Raw genomic sequence first — 17,059 nt, 5'->3', positions numbered from 1 at the left:
CAATTTCAGTCTGAGCCTCCATGTCCCTCGACACATTCGCGCCGGCGATCTTCGTCTTTCTTTGGTCCACAGGCTGGATCGTTGCGAAATATGCGGCGATGCACTCGGGTCCATTCACTTTTCTTATGATCCGGTACAGCCTCTCGGCGCTCGCCTTCGTTTTGTTTTGCGCTTTTACGGGCGCGAAGTGGCCGCGTGATTGGTCGAGCGTCTTCCGCGCCATTTATTCCGGCATCTTTCTACATGGGTTTTATCTCGGCGGTCTTTGGTGGGCGATCGCCAGTGGCGTGCCTGCGGGGATTTCGGGCATTATCGCTGCCCTGCAGCCGCTCATGACGGCGATGGCTGCGCCCTATCTGGTCGGGGAGCGCCTGCAGCCGGCGCAGCGGCTTGGCTTGCTGCTTGGTTTCGCGGGCATCGCGATCGCCATCTCGCCGAAGCTTCTATCATCGGATACCGCCAATCTCTGGAATTCGGCTATCCCGCTCGGCGTCAATCTGCTCGCGATGGTCTCCGTGACGTATGGGACGCTTTATCAAAAGCGGCATCTGCAGACCGGCGACCTTAGGACTATCGCGACGCTGCAATATGTCGGTGCACTCATCGTCGCCGCGCCTTTGGCGCTGACGTTCGAAAATTTGCATTTCGACGGCACGCACGAGGCGTTCCTTGCTCTTGCTTGGTCTGTTTTCGGCCTGTCGATGGGTGCCGTCGGTCTGCTGCTCTACCTCATCCGTCGCGGGCAAGTGTCGCGCGCCGCTTCGCTGATCTATCTGATGCCGCCCGCCGTCGCCATCGAGGCGGCGATCGCCTTCGGCGAACCGCTGACTTTGCCGATCATTATCGGCACGGTGATAGTGGTGATTGGCGTTTATTTGACCAATCGGCGCACCGCTGACGTAGTGCCGGAATAGGGCAGGCGGGATTCCGCCTGCTTTGATGGCATGGTCCCACGAGATGCCTATGGGGTGTCCTTAATATCAAAGCGCACGATCTTACCACTCTCCATGCGAAAGATGTGCATCACTGTCTTGTCCTTCAGCCCATGGGTCTGCCCCGTCAGCGGCCGGCCGTCGAGATCGAACACGGATTGGATCACCTCGACAGCGACGACACCGTCATCGGTTGTCTGAATTGCCACCGGCTCGACATGTGGACTGACGACCGCCCATTGCCGTGTCCAATAATCGCGCACAGCCTCACGTCCATGGACGTGGCCTCCATCCATACCGTTCGCCCAAACAACATCATCGGCAAGCTCGGTAAGTACACCGTCGATGTCTCTCGCGTTGAAGCGGTCGTAGATGCGCTTGATAAGTTGCTTATGAGTGTCCGACATATCGTTTCCTCGCAGTGGATTAAGGGGAGCGTGGGGCGGTTCGAGCCGAACTTGCCAGCTCGCTCGTCGATATATATACGTACATATGTAGTTTGCGGTCAACCGTAGAGAGAGGATAAGCGAGAGATGGAAAACGACGTGCTTTCTACGCCGGGGCATCTCATCAGTCTTGCTGCGCGTGGGTTCGCCCGTCTAAGCGAGGCACGTCTGAAGCCGCTTGGGTTCGGCGTCGGTCACTTGCCAGTGCTGGTCGCGTTGCAGAATGGGAAAGCAAGCACGCAACGCGATCTAGCCCGCTTTGCCAAGATCGAGCAGCCGCCGATGGCCCAGATGCTCGCTCGCATGGAGCGGGATGGTTTGATCCAGCGAACACCCGACCCGGAAGACGGGCGAAGTAGCCGCATCGTTCTCACGAAGGCCGCGCAGGCCCGTATGCCGGCCGCAATTGAAACCCTGTTCAAAGGAAATCGCGACGCATTGGATGGGTTTACAGGAGGAGAAGCGGTGCAACTCGTCGCCCTACTTACCCGGTTGATCGCAAATCTGGATCAAATCACGAGCGCGGAGCCATCGTCACATAGATCCTAGCTTCCAACGAAGCTGGCGATGATTTGGCGACCAACGCCGCAAAACGGGCATTCCGCGGCAACTGGCTACGCAGGATGCTTGATCGATATTTCCGGCAAGAAAAACCGCTTGCAGCGTTTGTGCTGCAAGCGGTTCGATATCAATCTCTACTTTAGTTCGAGATTTCGATTGGGGGCTTGGCCATTCAGCCCCCTCTCTTCATTCATCAAGCGCGTTCGCGGCGCTGGCCGTTGCCATTGCGTGGCCCGCGGCGCTTCATGCCGCCGTTGCCGCCTTCGCGGTGTTCGCCGTGAGCGTGGCCTTGGCCGCGCTCCTCGTTATGACGGCCTGAGGGCCGACCATGGGCGTGGCGCTGGTTGCGGTGGGCGCCGGCTTCGTGGGCGGCGTTGGCGTTTGTCGGGCCGTTATGATGCGGCTTCTTGGCCGGGCGGAAATCGGACGTCGAAACAAGATCATTGTCCGCTTCCGGGCGCGGCGTGCGTTCATCGCGGCGCTGGCCGCGGAAGTCGGCATTGCGATGGTTCTCGCGCTGCGGACGATCGTCGCGCGGCCGACGCTCCTGGCGTTCGCCTGTGCGGGCGCGGGCCTCGCCGCTCTCACCGTCACGCTGCGGACGTCCGCCCGGGCGACCCGAACGGCCTTCCAGACGTCCCTGACCTGCGCTGCCGCGGCCCTGGTTGCCACGACCACCACGGTTGTTGTTGCCGCGAGCCGGACGGGCGCGGTCGGCAGGGGCTTCGCCGCTGGCAACGGCGATTTCGATGCCCATGAGGCGCTCGATGTCGCGCAGCAGGCGAATCTCATCCGGTGAGCAGAAAGCGATGGCGATGCCGTCACGGCCGGCGCGCGCTGTGCGGCCGATGCGGTGAACATAGGCATCCGGCACTTCCGGCAGGTCGTAATTGTAGACATGCGAAACACCAGGGATATCGATGCCGCGAGCGGCAACGTCGGTTGCGACGAGCACGCGAACTTCACCATCTCGGAAGCCCTTGAGCGCGCGCTCGCGCTGACCCTGGCTCTTGTTGCCGTGAATGGAAGCGGCGGCATAGCCGACATGGTCGAGATGCTTCGTCAGCTTTTCGGCGCCGTGCTTGGTGCGCAGGAAGACGATCGAGCGGCCATCCGGGTTGGCGTTCAGCGTTTCCTTCAAGATTTCGGTCTTGTGGTTCTGACCGGCGACGAAGTGGACATACTGTTCCACCTTGTCGGCCGCCTTGCCCGGAGGCGAGACTTCGACCTTCAGCGGATTGGTCAGATAGTCGGAAGCGAGATCGGCAATCGCCTTCGGCATGGTCGCCGAGAACAACAGGGTCTGGCGCTTGGCCGGGACGAGCTTGGCGATCTTGCGCAGGTCGTGGATGAAGCCGAGGTCGAGCATCTGGTCGGCCTCGTCGAGGACGAGATAGCTGACATGGCCGAGCGACAGGGCGCGGCGGTTGATGAGGTCGAGCAGGCGGCCAGGGGTGGCGACGAGAATGTCGGTGCCGCGCTCGAGCTGAAGCTGCTGCTTGTTGATGGAGGCGCCGCCGACCACGACGTTGATCCGCAGCGGCGTCTTGCGGACGAACAGCTTAAGATTGTCGGCGATCTGGTTCACCAGTTCGCGGGTGGGGGCGAGGATCAGCGTGCGGACGGTGCGGTTGTCGGGACGCTTGGCGTCCTTCAGCAGCATTTCGATGATCGGCAGGCCGAAGGCGGCCGTTTTGCCGGTGCCGGTCTGGGCGAGGCCGATGAGATCGCGGCCCTGGAGAACAAGCGGAATAGCCTGTGCCTGAATGGGCGTCGGAGTCGCGAAGTTGTTCTGCGACAGCGTATCGACGATCTGCTTGGAAAGACCAAGCGAGTGAAAATCGGTCAATTCAATACCTTTCGGGGCGCCAAAGCGAATAGGCCGGGTCGCACCATGCGGTCCGGTCTGTCTCTGGCGTCAAGAACCCCGCGTGAAGTGGGAACTTGTAAGTTGGAAAAAGCTTTCCAGCGCGTTCGACCGCCTTGGGTGCGGTCTCATTTCAAAAGCGCTTTTGTCCTTCTCTTGCGTACGTCTAGTCCCGCAGGGCACGCTCACGCGGCGGCCGGAAGGTGAAAGCTGACGCGCATTTGGTCTTATTCGCTGCCGAAGTCAAGAGGTGAGGTCAAAAGCTTTTCGGAAGGCAGGCGAAAGTGCCGCCAGAAGTCCGGCGGCATGGGGCGCTCGATCTTCGCAGGCTTAGCGGCAAACCTCGACGCGGTAGGGCCTGCCCCAACCGTCGTGACGCCATGCCCAGTAGCAGTCGGGATAGGCGCGTACATAGGCCGGAGCATAATAGCTTCGATAGGCAGGATAATAAGCCGGATAGACCGAGTAGGCTGGTCGCGCCGCCTCGGCAACTAGGGCGCCGCCGACGACACCGGCGGCAAGACCGCCGAAAAAGGCGCCGCGCTCGGAGGCGCCGGCGGTCGTTATGGTTACGGCGGCGGCGCTGCCAAGCGTCAGCGCGATCAAACCGGCCGTCGTTAAAGTGCGAAGCACAGGCATTGACATCCCTTTCCCAAAAACCAGAGGCCTCCGAGCCGAAGCCGAGTTTGAAGGTGCGTAGAAAAGGGGGCGAAGTCGCGGCTAAAAAGAGGGCCGCGACATTAAATTTTGTTCATGATGAATGGGTGAAAACCTTTGATTTTCAACTAGAAATCGGTGGGTACGCCACCTTCCGCCTTACGCTTGGCGACGAAGGCGTTAAGCTCCTCTTCGATGGCCGGATCGAGTGGGGGGCGCTCGTAGTGGGCGAGCGTTTCCTTGAACGCGCGGTTGGCGTGATCGTAGGTCGTCGGCCGGCCAGCCTCCGTCCAGGTCTCGTAATTTCGCCAGTCCGAGAGGATCGGTGAATAGAAAGCGGTTTCGTAGCGCGCCAGCGTATGCGCCGTGCCGAAATAATGGCCGCCGGGGCCGACATCGCGCACGGCATCCAGCGCCAGCGCGTCACTGCTGACATCCAGCGGCGTCAGGAATTCGGCGACCATCTGCAGCATGTCGACATCAAGGATGAATTTTTCGAAGGAGGCGGTCAGGCCACCCTCGCTCCAGCCGGCCGCATGCAGGACGAAGTTGCCGCCGCCTTGGGTCAGCGCCCAGAGCGACAGCGCCGATTCATAGGCTGCCTGAGCGTCCAGCGTGTTGGAGGCATTGGTGTTGGAGGTGCGGTAGGGGATGCCATAGCGGCGGGCGAGCTGGCCGCCGGCGATCACGGCCTTCATATATTCGGGCGTGCCGAAAGCCGGCGCCCCGGTCTTCATGTCGACATTCGAGGTGAAGCCGCCATACATGACCGGCGCGCCCTTGCGCACCATCTGGCTGAAGGCGATGCCGCAGAGCGCCTCGGCATTCTGCTGCACCAGCGCGCCGGCAATGGTCACCGGCGCCATGGCGCCCGCCAGCGTGAAGGGCGTCACGATCACCACCTGACCCCGCGACGACATCTCGATGATGCCCTGCAGCATCGGCCCATCGAGGCGCAGCGGAGAGGAGGAATTGATGACGGTAAAGAGCGACGGCTCCCGCTCCATTTGCTCCATGCTGATGCCGCGGCCGATGCGGGCGATCTCGATAGCATCAAGATTGCGCTGCTTCCCCAGCGAATAACAATGAAACGCCTTGTCGGTGAGCTTGACGATGTCGGAGAGGCAATCGAGATGGCGGACCGAAGCGTGGATATCGATGGGCTCGACAGGGTAGCCGCCAGTCATATGGATGACGTCGTAGGATTGGGCGAGCTTGATCAGCTTGCGGAAGTCCTCCTGATTGCCGGCCCGTCTGCCACCCTCGCGGTCCGCGACGAAAGGTGCGGAGGCGACCTGGGCGAAGACGAGATTCTTCCCGCCGATCTGAACGTTTCGGAGCGGATTGCGGGCGTGCAGGGTGAAGGTCGAGGGGACAGAGGCGATCAGCTCCGTGATCATGCCACGGTCGAACCGGACACGCTCTGTGCCGGGCGTGACGTCGGCGCCAGCGGCTTTCATGCGCTCGCGCGCTTCCGGCAAAATGATGTCCATGCCGATCTCTTCGAGAACGGTCAGCGACGCCTCGTGAATATCGTCGAGCGCTTCGGGCGACAGAAGCTCGGTGCGGGCGAGATTGTTGACGAGATTGAGGTATTTCGCGCCGCTTGGCTTGCGGCTGCGCTCGGCCCCGCGCCCTCCGGCCCGGCGGCGACGCTCGACCGGCATGGTATCAGTCTCGTGCAAGGCCGGGTTTCTATCGTCGCTCATGCTCTCGCTCCACCATTGTGCTGATAGGATTCTTGGCAGAGTTCGGCGTCCGATGCCGCCGTCGTTTGCGACCTGGCGATGACTGTTCTGGGATAGTCAGTGGTCTGAACGCGACGTTCAGTGGATTGGTAAATATGGTTAACGGCTTGTTAAAGCGATTTGTGATAAAGCGTTTGTTGAGTAACTATTGTAAGCGTTGGGAAGAGGGGTCCTGTTGAACTCGGACGGTGAACTGCTGGAGATGGCCTGCCGCCGGATCGCAGATCTGGATCAGCCGGCCTATGTCAAGAACAGCGATCTGCGTTATGTCGCCGTCAATGAAGCCTATGCGCGGTTTTTTCGGCGCGATACCGCCGATTTCATCGGCAATCGCAGCCGTGATCTCTTCGACAGCGGCGAGGAAGTTGATCGCGAAGACAAGGAGCGGCGGGCGCTGGTTTTTGGCTCGGAAGAGATGGCGCTATGCTTCGACCCGACAGGCCGTGAGCGTTCTCGCGTGCAGATCGAAAGTTTTTCGCCGTCCGAAGACCGCCTCTATGTCTTCGGCATGTTCCTCGATGCGCCTGCTGTGCTTTCGCGTTCGTCTTCCGATCGCGAAAGCGGCCATATTGCGAGTAACGTCGATGAGATCGGGCTTTACCGCACGATTCTCGAGGACCTGCCGGTCGCCGTCTTCGCGCGCGATGCCAGCCACCGGCTGATCTATTCCAACGAGGCCTATGGGGCCATCACGGGGCTCAGCCGCGCCGAGGCACTGGGCAAGACCGAACATGAGATGTTCGAAACCGGCGCCGACGAGTACTTTGCGGAAAACGAGCAGGTGCTGAACGAGGGCCGCGCATTCGAATTCGAAGGCACGGTGGTTGATCGGGAGCGTGTGACACATCCGCTCATGACGCGCGTCAACCGCGTCGTCACCGCGGACGGCAGGCGCTATGCCGTCGGCTCGATGACCGATATTTCCGTGTTGAAGCTGCGCCAGACCGAGTTGATCGAGGCACAGGCGCGCGCCGAGGCCTTGCATCAGGATCTGGGGAACATCCTGCGCTCGATGCCGATCGGTGTCATGATCCATGACAGCAATTACGTCGTGGAATATACCAACGATGCCTTCTACGACATCTGGGATTTCCCGAAGAACGAACATTTCGAAGGCCTGTCTTATCGCGATCTCGTCGCCAAGCATTTCGAACTCGGCCGCTATGATGCCGATGCTGGCAGTATCGACGATATCTATCAGGCGCGCCTGGAGTCCTTCCGCAATGCCGGACCGCATTTCCAGACCGAGATGAATTTTGCCGACGGCAAATCCGTCATCATGGATGCTCGCCGCATTTCGAACGGCCGCACGCTGATTGCCTATGCGGATATCTCTTCCGTGCGCCAGCAAGCCCGCGAGATCACCGAGGCGCGCCTTGCCCTAGAGCGTCTCGGCGAACTGATGACCGACGCGACGCATGCCATGTCGCAGGGCCTGCTCATCGTGGAAGACGGCATCATCATGCTGGCAAACGATGCATTGACGGACATGCTGCGCATTCCCGCCGATCATCTGGAGATCGGCAAGCATTGGTCCATCGCGTTTGACTATTGCGCCGCGCGGGGCGATTTCGGCGACGATCCGAAGGCGGTTCTGCGTGGATGGGGCAGGAGCATGGCGGCGAACAGGCCGGTTTCCGCGGTGTTCCAGATTGCGGGCGATCGCTGGATGCAGCTCGAAGCCACGATCAGCGAAAGCCGCCGTTGGACCGTGGTGCTGGCCGATGTCACCGAGATGAAAGACCGCGAGGCCGAGCTGCAATTGTTGCTTTCGCGCAGCGAAGCCGCCGATCGCGCCAAATCCGAATTCCTCGCCAATATGAGCCATGAAATCCGCACGCCGATGAACGGCGTTCTCGGCATGGCGGAGCTCCTGGCTAAGACCGATCTCGATGCCCGGCAGAAGACCTTCATCGACATCATCGTCAAGTCGGGCAATGCGCTGTTGACGATCATCAACGACATCCTGGACTTCTCGAAGATCGATGCCGGGCAGATGCGTCTGCGCAAGGCCGCCTTCGATCCGGCCGAGGCGGTGGAGGATGTCGCGACGCTGCTGTCGTCGCCGGCGGCGGAAAAAGATATCGAGCTGCTGGTGCGCACGGCGCCTGATGTGCCGGCCATGGTGCTCGGAGACGCAGGCCGCTTTCGCCAGATCGTCACCAATCTCGTCGGCAATGCGGTTAAATTCACCGAGCGCGGTCACGTGTTGGTCGAGGTGGAGAGCCGACCGATCGACAACGGCGAGATCATGTTGACGCTCCGCATCGAGGACACCGGCATCGGTATTTCCGAGGAGAAGCTGGATTCCATTTTCGAGAAGTTCTCGCAGGTGGACGCTTCCTCGACGCGCCGTCATGAAGGCACCGGTCTTGGCCTTGCCATTACCGCGGGGCTCGTCGACCTCTTCGGTGGCTATCTCGAAGTCGAGAGCGAATGGGGCAAGGGTTCGGTCTTCACCGTGCATCTGCCCGTGCCGCCGGCCGCCACGCGCAGCGAACCGCGTCCGGTGCCGGTCAATGTCAAGGGCGCCGGCATCCTGGTCATCGACGACAACGAGATCAACAGGCGGATATTGACCGAGCAGTTGGAGCAATGGAGCTTTGACGGCTACGCTGCCGAAGACGGCAAGACGGGGCTAGCCATCCTCCATGCCGCTTTCGATATGGGCGTGCAGGTCGATGCCGTGATCCTCGACTACCACATGCCGGACATGAACGGCGATGAAGTCGCGCGTGCCATTCGCGCCGATTCGCGCTTCGACGGCGTTTCGCTGATCTTCCTGACCTCCATGGATGTCGCCGGCAGCGACAAGGAATTCGCGGCGCTGAACGGTCAGGCGCATCTGATGAAGCCCGTGCGCGCCAATGTGCTGCGCAGCACCATCATCGATGTCGTGCGCACGGCGCGCCGGCAGCGGATGAGCAGCGATGAAACGGCTGTCGCTTCGCAGTCGATCGAAGCCGAAGCAGTTGCCGCGATCGATACCGTCGAACGCGAAGTGGCGGCGAAACCGGTTAGCGCCATCGATGTCCTCGTTGCGGAGGACAACGAGGTCAACCAGATCGTCTTCACGCAGATTCTGCAGGTCACCGGCCTGCGCTTTCTCGTGGTCCAGAACGGCCAGGAGGCGGTCGAGGCCTGGCGCAAGCTTCGGCCATCGCTGATCATGATGGATGTCTCCATGCCGATCATGAACGGCCATCAGGCGACGCGCATGATCCGGCAACTGGAAACGGAGGCAGGGCAGGGCTGGCATGTGCCGATCGTCGGCGTCACCGCGCATGCGCTCGATGTCGACCGCGATATGTGCCTGGAGGCGGGCATGGACGACTATATGTCGAAGCCGATCAGCCCCGAACTCCTGGAAGCCAAGGCCCGCCGCTGGCTCGGCGATGCTGCGCTCCAGATCGGGCGTTCCAGCAACTAAGCCTGTTTGGTTCCGCAGAGCATTTCGCGTTTTCCCGCAAATCCCTTGCGTCGCTCGACCGAGAAGCCTGCTGCCTGCAGATTGCGACGCACGAAACCGGCGGCGGCGTAGGTGGCGAAGGTGCCGCCGGCGACGGTCTTGTCGTGGAGATGCTGCATCAGTTCCGGCGACCACATATCGGCGTTTCGGGAAGGGGCAAAGCCATCGAGATACCAGGCGTCGAAGCCAGTTGCTGCTCGGCGCACGCCGTCGATCGCCGACCCGCAGACGACGCTAAGGCGCGTCTGGGCGTCGAGGGTGAGCGCAACGATGCCGCGCGGTTCCTTCGGCCAGGCAGCGACGAGCGCCTGACGCTCAGCATCGATTTCCGGCCAGTGCGATAACGCGCGATCGATCTCCTCGGCCTTCATCGGATAGAGCTCGAAGGACATGAAATGAAGTTCCGAATCCGGTTTGCGGTGCTGGCGCCATTGCCGCCAGGTTTCGCAGAAATTCAGGCCGGTGCCGAAGCCAAGCTCGCCGATCAGGAAGTTTCCTTGCTCATTCCAGCGGGCGGGCAGGCCGTTGCCGGCGAGGAAGACATGGCCGCATTCCAGCCGGCCGTCGGTCTGGCAATAAAAATGGTCGCCAAAAGCGGTCGAATAGGGCATATCGCCGTCGCGCCATTCGAGCGCCTGGCTTGCCACATTGGTCTTCGCCTCGGGCGTTTGATCGGAAACTGGATCTGTCATGGGAAGAGCCGATAATCCTCCGGGGCTTGCCGGTCAATCATCCGCCGAACTGTTGATCGTCGGCGGCGGCATCATGGGCCTTTGGGCGGCGGTGCATGCGGAGCGGCAAGGCGTCGAGACGCTGCTCGTCGATGCCGGCCGTTTGGGGCAGGGGGCAAGCGGCGGCCTGCTCGGCGCGCTGATGCCGCATATGCCGGACAAGTGGTCTGAGAAGAAGCAATTCCAGTTCGATGCGCTGTTGTCACTGGAGAATGAGATTGCGCAACTGGAAGCGGCAACCGGGCTTTCCGCCGGATACCGCCGTTCCGGCCGGCTGATCCCGTTGCCGAAGCCGCATCTGCGCAAGATCGCGCTGGGCCACTCGCAGGATGCCGAAACGCATTGGTATCATGGTGAACGGCGGTTTCATTGGCATGTGCTCCATGCCGCGCCGGTGGAAGGCTGGATCGATCCGGCGGCCGGCGAAAGCGGATTTGTTTTCGACACGCTTGCCGCCCGCGTTGCGCCCCGAGCCTTCCTGAAGGTTCTGGCCAGCTTTCTTGATAAGGCGAAACATGTTCGGCTTGCCGAAGGTCTGGAAATCCAGAGCATCGATCCGGATCGCGGCACCGCAGCGACCCAAGAAGGCACGATCCGTTTCCGCCGTTGCATCCTTTCTGCCGGGCATCGCTCCTTTCCGATGCTGGACGGATTGACGCCCGGACGTCATTCTCCCCTTGGCCAGCCGGTCAAGGGACAGGCTGCTTTGCTGAAAGCGGATGTCGAGGCCGGCCTGCCGGTGATTTTCCGCGACGGGCTCTATATCGTTCCGCATGAGGGCGGATTGGTCGCGGTCGGCAGTACGAGCGAGAACCGCTTCGACAATCCGATGTCGACGGATGGTCAGTTGGACGATCTGCTAACTGCTGCGCGGATGATGGCGCCGGCGCTTGCGGGTGCCGAAGTGATCGAACGCTGGGCCGGCTTGCGGCCGAAAGCGATCGATCGGGATCCCATGGTGGGAGCACATCCGGATCATCCACGGCTGATCGCGTTGACCGGGGGTTTCAAGGTGAGCTTCGGACTGGCGCACCGTCTGGCCGAAGCGGCGGTCCGCGAGGCCCTGGAAATTTCCTGTTCTTTCAAGCTGCCCGAAGGTTTTACCCTTTCGAACCACATTACGGTAGCATCCCATAAAACGTGAATATAAAGGCCGTTCAGGTCGTCAATCTGTCACGCAAATCACCTATCTCCTTGCGCATCGGCCGCCGGTTGGGTCAGCCGGCTTTTCGCCTTCTGGAGGAGATTTTATGCGTTACGCCATTTGCTTCACGCCGTCTGCGAGCGATCCGCTGACGCTCGTGGCCGCAAATTGGCTCGGCCGCAATGTCTATTCCGGCGAGATGGTCGATCCGCCCGCCATTCGTGGGCTCGGCATTCATGAAGTCGCCTTCCACACCGCCGTGCCGCGCCGCTACGGTTTCAACGGCATCCTGAAAGCGCCGTTTCGCCTGGCCGAGGACATGACGGAGGCGTCGCTGCTGCGCGATCTCATGCGCTTTTCCGGTACGGTGACGCCGTTCGAGATTCCGAAGATGGAAGTCGCGCGCCTCGGCGGCGCGTTCGGCCTGGTGTCGTCCGAGCCCTCCCAGCAAATGCAGTTCCTTGCGGCGTCGCTGGTCCAGGCCTTCGACCACTATCGCGCGCCGCTGACGGAAGCGGAGATCGAGCGTAGCGATCCGGACAGCCTGTCGGCAGCGCAATTCGCCAATCTGCACCGCTGGGGCCATCCGCATGTCATGGACGAATTCCGCTTCCAGATGATGTTGACCGGCACGGTCAGTCCCGCCGATCTGCCGCGGATGGAGCGCGTATTGCGCGATTTCTTCGAGCCGGTGCTTGCCGAGCCAGTGCCGGTGTCGAACATCGCGCTGATGATGGAAGAGGGCGCAGGCGGGCCATTCCGGGTGCACTCCCTGCATCCCATGGGCAAGGTCAGCGCCCGAAAGATCGCCTAACCGCTTACAGGTGAAAGGAAAGTGCGTTTCGCACTTTCCGTCTCGACATTCCGGCCGTGAATGCTACCGTCTTCGCATATTCGAGAAGGTGCTTTGATGTCCGATACATATCCCCGCAATCTCATCGGCTATGGCCGCCATACGCCCGATCCAAAATGGCCGGGCGATGCCCGCGTCGCGGTGCAGTTTGTGATCAATTACGAAGAGGGTGGAGAAAGCTGCATTCTGGATGGCGATCCAGCATCGGAGAACCTGCTGTCGGAAATCGTTGGTGCGGCGCCATGGCCGAACCAGCGCAGTCTCAACATGGAATCGATCTATGAATATGGCTCACGCGCCGGCTTCTGGCGGCTATGGCGTATGTTCACCGAACTCAAGGTTCAGGCCACCGTCTATGGCGTGACGCTCGCCATGGCGCGCAATCCGGAAGCGGTTGCCGCCATGAAGGAAGCTGGTTGGGAAATTGCGAGCCACGGCTATCGCTGGCTGGAATATAAGGATTTTTCGGAGGATCTGGAGCGCAAGCACATCCTCGAAGCCGTGCGCCTGCATACCGAGCTGACCGGCGAGCGGCCCTACGGCATGTACCAGGGCAAGCCCTCAGACAATACGCTGCGACTGGTGATGGAAGAGGGTGGCTTCCTCTATTCGTCGGATTCCTATGCCGATGATCTGCCTTATTGGGTCGATGGCATCCAGGGCAAGCCGTTCCTCATCATACCCTATACGCTCGAAACCAATGATATGCGCTTCGCCACGCCGCAGGGCTTCAATTCCGGCGATCAGTTCTTCACCTATCTCAAGGATGCCTTCGATACGCTCTATGAAGAGGGCAAGCAGGGCAGCCCGAAGATGATGTCGGTCGGCCTGCATTGCCGCCTGGTTGGCAGGCCAGGTCGCGCGGCGGCGCTCAGGCGCTTCATCGAATATGTGCTGAAGCACGACAAGGTCTGGATACCCAAGCGCATCGAGATCGCCAACCATTGGCACCAGCATCACCTTCCTGCGGGCGCGCCCTGAGATGATATCGCGTGACGATTTCGTGAGCCGTTTCGGCGGTGTCTTCGAGCACTCTCCCTTCATTGCAGAGCGGGCCTTTGACGCGGGTGCCATTGCCGAGCCGCTGACCTCAGGCGACGTTCACGCCGCATTGGTGCGGTTCTTCCGTGCAGCCAGCGAAGAGGAGCGACTTGGCGTATTGCGGGCCCATCCAGATCTGGCGGGCCGGCTGGTGATTGCCGGAGAGTTGACCGAGGATAGCCGCAAGGAACAGGCCGGCGCTGGGCTCGATCGGCTGAGCCCTGCGGAGCATGCCCGATTTACCGAACTCAATGCCGCCTATGTGACGAAATTCGGCTTTCCCTTCATCATCGCGGTCAAGGGGCTGGGCAAGAAGGATATCCTGGCCGCCTTCGAAACGCGGATCGACAATGACAGGGATGCGGAGTTCGCGACCGCAACGGCACAGGTGGAAAAGATTGCCTTGCTGCGTCTGCAATCCATGCTTCCGGAGAGCTGATAGGGGCTTCTGGTATCTGGCTGAATGGGCCGCGCGACATGAGCTTGGATCGGCTGATCTCTCACCTTAATCGCATGCAGCGGGCTATGTCTGAAATTGGGCGGTTTCTTCAAGGGACTGATAGAGACGTCTTTTTCGGTGATATCGAGAAGCAGCGGGCCGTCGGCATGAATCTCATGATGATCGGCGAGGCAGCGGCACGTATTGCGGAAGAGTATCCGGAGTTTGTCGTTGACCATCCGGAGCTGCCTTGGCATGAAATGCGCGACTTCAGAGACAGAATTGCTGAGGGCTATTTCGACATCGAGCTGGCGACCCTGTGGGACATCGCGCAAAAATCTCTTCCGGAGTCGCTCTCACAACTGGATTCCATTCGCCATTGGCGAGCGGAAGGCGAATGATCATAGAATGACACAGCATCTTGAAATTCACCCACTGACGAAGGCCGCCTTCGCGCCGTTTGGCGATGTGATCGAGGCCGATCCGGCAACGATGCGATACATCAATGGCGGGACGACGGAGCGCTTCCATGCGCTGTCCGGCGCCGAGGCCATAGGTGACGGGGCGCGGGTTATTCTGAACCTCTTTCGCGGCCAGCCGCGTGCCTTTCCCTTCACGATCGAGATGATGGAGCGCCATCCTTTCGGCAGCCAGAGTTTCATGCCGCTCAACGGCCGACCATTCCTCGTCGTCGTCGCGCAGGATGAGGGCGGCAAGCCCGGCAGGCCGCAGGTCTTTCTGGCGCGAGGTGACCAGGGTGTGAACTATCGGATCAATGCCTGGCATTATCCCCTGATGGCGCTCGGCGAGCAGAGCGATTTCCTCATCGTGGATCGTGATGGGCCGGGAAACAATCTGGAAGAATATTTCTTCGACACGCCCTTCATCATCGGAGCACCGACGCTATGACCGGACTGACTACCCATGTGCTCGATACCGCACTCGGCAAGCCGGCCGAGGGCCTGGTGATCGATCTCTTCAGGATCGAGGGCGATGCCCGCACGCATCTGAAGACGGTTACGACCAATGCCGACGGGCGCGTGGATGGCGGTCCCATCCTGATCGGCGACAGTTTTGTCGCCGGCACCTATGAATTGCTGTTCCGGGCTGGAGATTATCTGCGCGCAAGCGGCGCCAAGCTGCCGGAGCCGGCCTTCCTCGATCTCGTGCCCATCCGTTTCGGCATCGCCGATACGACGGCGCACTACCATGTGCCGTTGCTCATTTCGCCCTACGGCTATTCCACCTATCGCGGGAGCTGAGACTTGCGTTTTGCTGCCATCGCGGACATTCACGGCAATCACCTGGCGCTTGAAGCGGTGCTTGAGGATATCCGTGGGCAGGGCGTTACCGATATCGTCAACCTGGGCGATTGCTTCAGCGGGCCGCTGACGGCTGGTAAGACGGCCGATATGCTGCTGGAACTGAATGCGGTGACGGTGCGTGGCAATCACGACCGGTACCTGATCGAACAGGCGGCGGAGGCGATGCATGTGTCTGACCGGGCCGCGCATTCGGAACTGAACGAGTATCATCTCAATTGGCTGCGCGGCTTGCCCTTTAGCGCCGTCTATCAAGACGCGGTGTATCTTTGCCACGCGACCCCAGCGGACGATAACGTCTACTGGCTGGAATCGGTCTCGGCAGACGGTCACGTCTATTTGAAGCCGCTCGAAGAAATCGAGGCATTGGCCGCCGGCATCGATTTTCCGCTGATCCTGTGCGGGCATACCCACATTCCGCGTGTCGTCAGGCTTTCCGACGATCGGCTGATCGTTAATCCAGGCAGCGTCGGCTGCCCCGCCTATGACGACGATCTGCCCTATTTTCATAAGGTAGAAGCCGGCCACCCCTTCGCCTCCTACGTCATTCTGGAAAGGACAGGCGATCATTGGCTGCCTGTCTTCCGGCAGGTCGCCTATGATCACATGGCGATGGCGAAGCTGGCGGCGCAGAATGGCCGCGCGGAATGGGCGAGTGGCCTGGCGACCGGCTGGTTGCGCTAGAGATCGGCCAGGATCGACCGATCCACGGCTTTGATATCCCGCCTGCCGCAGAGCGCCATGGAAATATCCAGCTCTTTGCGGATGATCTCAAGCGCAAGCGTCACGCCCTCCTTGCCCATGGCGCCGAGGCCATAAAGGAAGGGACGGCCGATGTAGGTGCCCTTGGCGCCGAGCGCGATGGCCTTGAGCACGTCCTGGCCGGAGCGGATGCCGCCATCCATATGCACCTCGATCTTGTCGCCGACGGCATCGACGATCCGCGGCAGCATGCTGATGGAGGAGTGGGCGCCGTCGAGCTGCCGGCCGCCATGGTTGGAGACGATGATGGCGTCGGCGCCGGTGTCGATGGCCGCCTTCGCGTCCTCGACGTCGAGAATGCCCTTGATGATCAGCGGGCCGCCCCATTGCTCCTTGATCCAGGCGACATCGCTCCAGGAGAGCTTGGGATCGAACTGCGAATGGGTCCAGTGCGACAACGTCGTCATGTCGGAAATATCCTTGGCATGACCGATGATATTGCCGAAGAAATGGCGCTTGGTCTTCAGCATGCCCATGCACCAGCCCGGTCGCATCGCCATCTGCCAGATGTTCTTTGCCGTCATTTTCGGCGGCACCGAAAGCCCGTTACGAATGTCGTTATGGCGCTGGCCGAGGATCTGCAGGTCGGCGGTCAGCACCAGCGCCGAGCATTTCGCCACCTTGGCGCGATGGATCAGGTTCAGGACGAAATCGCGGTCCTTCATCACGTAGAGCTGGAACCAGAAGGGCTGCTTCGTCACCGAAGCGATGTCCTCGATCGAGCAGATGCTCATGGTCGAGAGCGTGAAGGGAATGCCGAATTCCTCCGCCGCGCGTGCCGCCAGCATCTCGCCATCGGCGTACTGCATGCCGGTGAGGCCTGTCGGCGCCAGTGCCACCGGCATGGAGGCTTTCTGGCCGACCATGGTGGTTGCGAGCGACCTGTTCGCCATGTCGACAAGAACGCGCTGACGCAGTTTGATTTTGGCGAAGTCTGCCTGGTTCGCCTGATAGGTCGACTCCGTCCACGAACCGGAATCGGCATATTGGTAGAACATTTTCGGGACGCGCCGCTGAGCGAGCTTCTTCAGTTCTGCGATGGTAAGCGGCGCGGTCATGGCTGTCTGCCCTCTAAAAGGTTATCGTG

Annotated in this window: 16 protein-coding genes and 1 pseudogene; 11 read left to right on the top strand and 6 right to left on the bottom strand. The window is 60.8% G+C overall.

The window, feature by feature from the left end:
• The first annotated feature begins 20 nt into the window (after window positions 1–20).
• Window positions 21–914: a DMT family transporter gene (locus tag QA648_RS10725; protein WP_104823850.1), complete on the top strand. Its 894-nt coding sequence runs from the start codon at window positions 21–23 to the stop codon at window positions 912–914.
• A 47-nt stretch (window positions 915–961) separates the two neighbouring features.
• On the opposite strand, the gene QA648_RS10720 is transcribed toward QA648_RS10725, so the two are convergent.
• Window positions 962–1,339, bottom strand: coding sequence for a nuclear transport factor 2 family protein (locus QA648_RS10720; RefSeq protein WP_283046803.1), 378 nt, complete (start codon window positions 1,337–1,339; stop codon window positions 962–964).
• 126 nt (window positions 1,340–1,465) lie between these two features.
• Here QA648_RS10720 and QA648_RS10715 point away from each other — a divergent pair, with 126 nt between their 5' ends.
• Window positions 1,466–1,927, top strand: coding sequence for a MarR family transcriptional regulator (locus QA648_RS10715; RefSeq protein WP_283046801.1), 462 nt, complete (start codon window positions 1,466–1,468; stop codon window positions 1,925–1,927).
• 205 nt (window positions 1,928–2,132) lie between these two features.
• On the opposite strand, the pseudogene QA648_RS10710 reads toward QA648_RS10715, so the two are convergent.
• The 3 genes and pseudogenes from QA648_RS10710 to QA648_RS10700 all read right to left on the bottom strand — a co-directional run bounded on the left by QA648_RS10710 (window position 2,133) and on the right by QA648_RS10700 (window position 6,172).
• Window positions 2,133–3,835 (bottom strand): annotated as a pseudogene (locus QA648_RS10710) (DEAD/DEAH box helicase).
• A 301-nt stretch (window positions 3,836–4,136) separates the two neighbouring features.
• A complete protein-coding gene (locus QA648_RS10705) occupies window positions 4,137–4,445 on the bottom strand; it encodes a hypothetical protein (RefSeq protein ID WP_283046798.1) in 309 nt (102 codons plus the stop codon).
• Window positions 4,446–4,591: 146 nt separating this feature from the next.
• Window positions 4,592–6,172 (bottom strand): trimethylamine methyltransferase family protein, encoded by a 1,581-nt coding sequence (locus tag QA648_RS10700; protein WP_283046796.1) that lies wholly within the window; start codon window positions 6,170–6,172, stop codon window positions 4,592–4,594.
• A gap of 214 nt (window positions 6,173–6,386) precedes the next feature.
• On the opposite strand from QA648_RS10700, the gene QA648_RS10695 reads away from it, so the two are divergent.
• Window positions 6,387–9,641 (top strand): response regulator, encoded by a 3,255-nt coding sequence (locus QA648_RS10695; protein ID WP_283046794.1) that lies wholly within the window; start codon window positions 6,387–6,389, stop codon window positions 9,639–9,641.
• On the opposite strand, the gene mnmD is transcribed toward QA648_RS10695, so the two are convergent.
• On the bottom strand, window positions 9,638–10,372 hold the full coding sequence (gene mnmD, locus QA648_RS10690; RefSeq protein ID WP_283046793.1) for a tRNA (5-methylaminomethyl-2-thiouridine)(34)-methyltransferase MnmD: 735 nt from the start codon (window positions 10,370–10,372) through the stop codon (window positions 9,638–9,640). The genes QA648_RS10695 and mnmD overlap by 4 nt on opposite strands.
• Between mnmD and QA648_RS10685 the strand changes: the two genes are divergently transcribed.
• The 8 genes from QA648_RS10685 to QA648_RS10650 all read left to right on the top strand — a co-directional run bounded on the left by QA648_RS10685 (window position 10,371) and on the right by QA648_RS10650 (window position 15,894).
• On the top strand, window positions 10,371–11,555 hold the full coding sequence (locus QA648_RS10685) for an FAD-binding oxidoreductase (protein ID WP_283046791.1): 1,185 nt from the start codon (window positions 10,371–10,373) through the stop codon (window positions 11,553–11,555). The genes mnmD and QA648_RS10685 overlap by 2 nt on opposite strands.
• Window positions 11,556–11,661: 106 nt before the next feature.
• On the top strand, window positions 11,662–12,369 hold the full coding sequence (locus tag QA648_RS10680) for a DUF1045 domain-containing protein (RefSeq protein ID WP_104823842.1): 708 nt from the start codon (window positions 11,662–11,664) through the stop codon (window positions 12,367–12,369).
• A gap of 93 nt (window positions 12,370–12,462) precedes the next feature.
• A complete protein-coding gene (gene puuE, locus QA648_RS10675) occupies window positions 12,463–13,389 on the top strand; it encodes an allantoinase PuuE (protein WP_104823841.1) in 927 nt (308 codons plus the stop codon).
• A 1-nt stretch (window position 13,390) separates the two neighbouring features.
• The gene (uraD, locus tag QA648_RS10670; protein WP_283046789.1) at window positions 13,391–13,888 is read left to right on the top strand and encodes a 2-oxo-4-hydroxy-4-carboxy-5-ureidoimidazoline decarboxylase; all 498 of its coding nucleotides are present in this window, start codon (window positions 13,391–13,393) and stop codon (window positions 13,886–13,888) included.
• A gap of 38 nt (window positions 13,889–13,926) precedes the next feature.
• Window positions 13,927–14,289: a HepT-like ribonuclease domain-containing protein gene (locus tag QA648_RS10665; RefSeq protein ID WP_104823839.1), complete on the top strand. Its 363-nt coding sequence runs from the start codon at window positions 13,927–13,929 to the stop codon at window positions 14,287–14,289.
• 7 nt (window positions 14,290–14,296) lie between these two features.
• Complete coding sequence (locus tag QA648_RS10660) at window positions 14,297–14,797, top strand: ureidoglycolate lyase (RefSeq protein WP_283046786.1); 501 nt, start codon at window positions 14,297–14,299, stop codon at window positions 14,795–14,797.
• The gene (gene uraH, locus QA648_RS10655) at window positions 14,794–15,150 is read left to right on the top strand and encodes a hydroxyisourate hydrolase (RefSeq protein WP_283046785.1); all 357 of its coding nucleotides are present in this window, start codon (window positions 14,794–14,796) and stop codon (window positions 15,148–15,150) included. Before QA648_RS10660 ends, uraH begins: the two co-directional genes overlap by 4 nt.
• Before the next feature lie 3 nt (window positions 15,151–15,153).
• Window positions 15,154–15,894, top strand: coding sequence for a metallophosphoesterase family protein (locus QA648_RS10650; protein WP_283046783.1), 741 nt, complete (start codon window positions 15,154–15,156; stop codon window positions 15,892–15,894).
• Here QA648_RS10650 and QA648_RS10645 read toward each other — a convergent pair.
• Window positions 15,891–17,030 (bottom strand): alpha-hydroxy acid oxidase, encoded by a 1,140-nt coding sequence (locus QA648_RS10645; RefSeq protein ID WP_104823835.1) that lies wholly within the window; start codon window positions 17,028–17,030, stop codon window positions 15,891–15,893. The two genes, QA648_RS10650 and QA648_RS10645, sit on opposite strands and share 4 nt — an antisense overlap.
• Window positions 17,031–17,059 lie beyond the last annotated feature (29 nt).

The organism is Rhizobium sp. CB3171, assembly GCF_029714265.1.
Classification (GTDB): Bacteria; Pseudomonadota; Alphaproteobacteria; order Rhizobiales; family Rhizobiaceae; genus Rhizobium.
Note: the sequence above shows the minus strand (reverse complement) of the source record. Positions and strands in the feature narration are given on the sequence as shown.

What these genes read in the sequence shown, in the direction of transcription:
- QA648_RS10725 (WP_104823850.1), top strand. Translation starts at nt 21, where the DNA reads ATGTCCCTCGACACATTCGCGCCGGCGATCTTCGTCTTTCTTTGGTCC.
- QA648_RS10720 (WP_283046803.1), bottom strand. Translation starts at nt 1,339, where the DNA reads ATGTCGGACACTCATAAGCAACTTATCAAGCGCATCTACGACCGCTTC.
- QA648_RS10715 (WP_283046801.1), top strand. Translation starts at nt 1,466, where the DNA reads ATGGAAAACGACGTGCTTTCTACGCCGGGGCATCTCATCAGTCTTGCT.
- QA648_RS10705 (WP_283046798.1), bottom strand. Translation starts at nt 4,445, where the DNA reads ATGCCTGTGCTTCGCACTTTAACGACGGCCGGTTTGATCGCGCTGACG.
- QA648_RS10700 (WP_283046796.1), bottom strand. Translation starts at nt 6,172, where the DNA reads ATGAGCGACGATAGAAACCCGGCCTTGCACGAGACTGATACCATGCCG.
- QA648_RS10685 (WP_283046791.1), top strand. Translation starts at nt 10,371, where the DNA reads ATGGGAAGAGCCGATAATCCTCCGGGGCTTGCCGGTCAATCATCCGCC.
- mnmD (WP_283046793.1), bottom strand. Translation starts at nt 10,372, where the DNA reads ATGACAGATCCAGTTTCCGATCAAACGCCCGAGGCGAAGACCAATGTG.
- QA648_RS10680 (WP_104823842.1), top strand. Translation starts at nt 11,662, where the DNA reads ATGCGTTACGCCATTTGCTTCACGCCGTCTGCGAGCGATCCGCTGACG.
- uraD (WP_283046789.1), top strand. Translation starts at nt 13,391, where the DNA reads ATGATATCGCGTGACGATTTCGTGAGCCGTTTCGGCGGTGTCTTCGAG.
- QA648_RS10665 (WP_104823839.1), top strand. Translation starts at nt 13,927, where the DNA reads ATGAGCTTGGATCGGCTGATCTCTCACCTTAATCGCATGCAGCGGGCT.
- QA648_RS10660 (WP_283046786.1), top strand. Translation starts at nt 14,297, where the DNA reads ATGACACAGCATCTTGAAATTCACCCACTGACGAAGGCCGCCTTCGCG.
- uraH (WP_283046785.1), top strand. Translation starts at nt 14,794, where the DNA reads ATGACCGGACTGACTACCCATGTGCTCGATACCGCACTCGGCAAGCCG.
- QA648_RS10645 (WP_104823835.1), bottom strand. Translation starts at nt 17,030, where the DNA reads ATGACCGCGCCGCTTACCATCGCAGAACTGAAGAAGCTCGCTCAGCGG.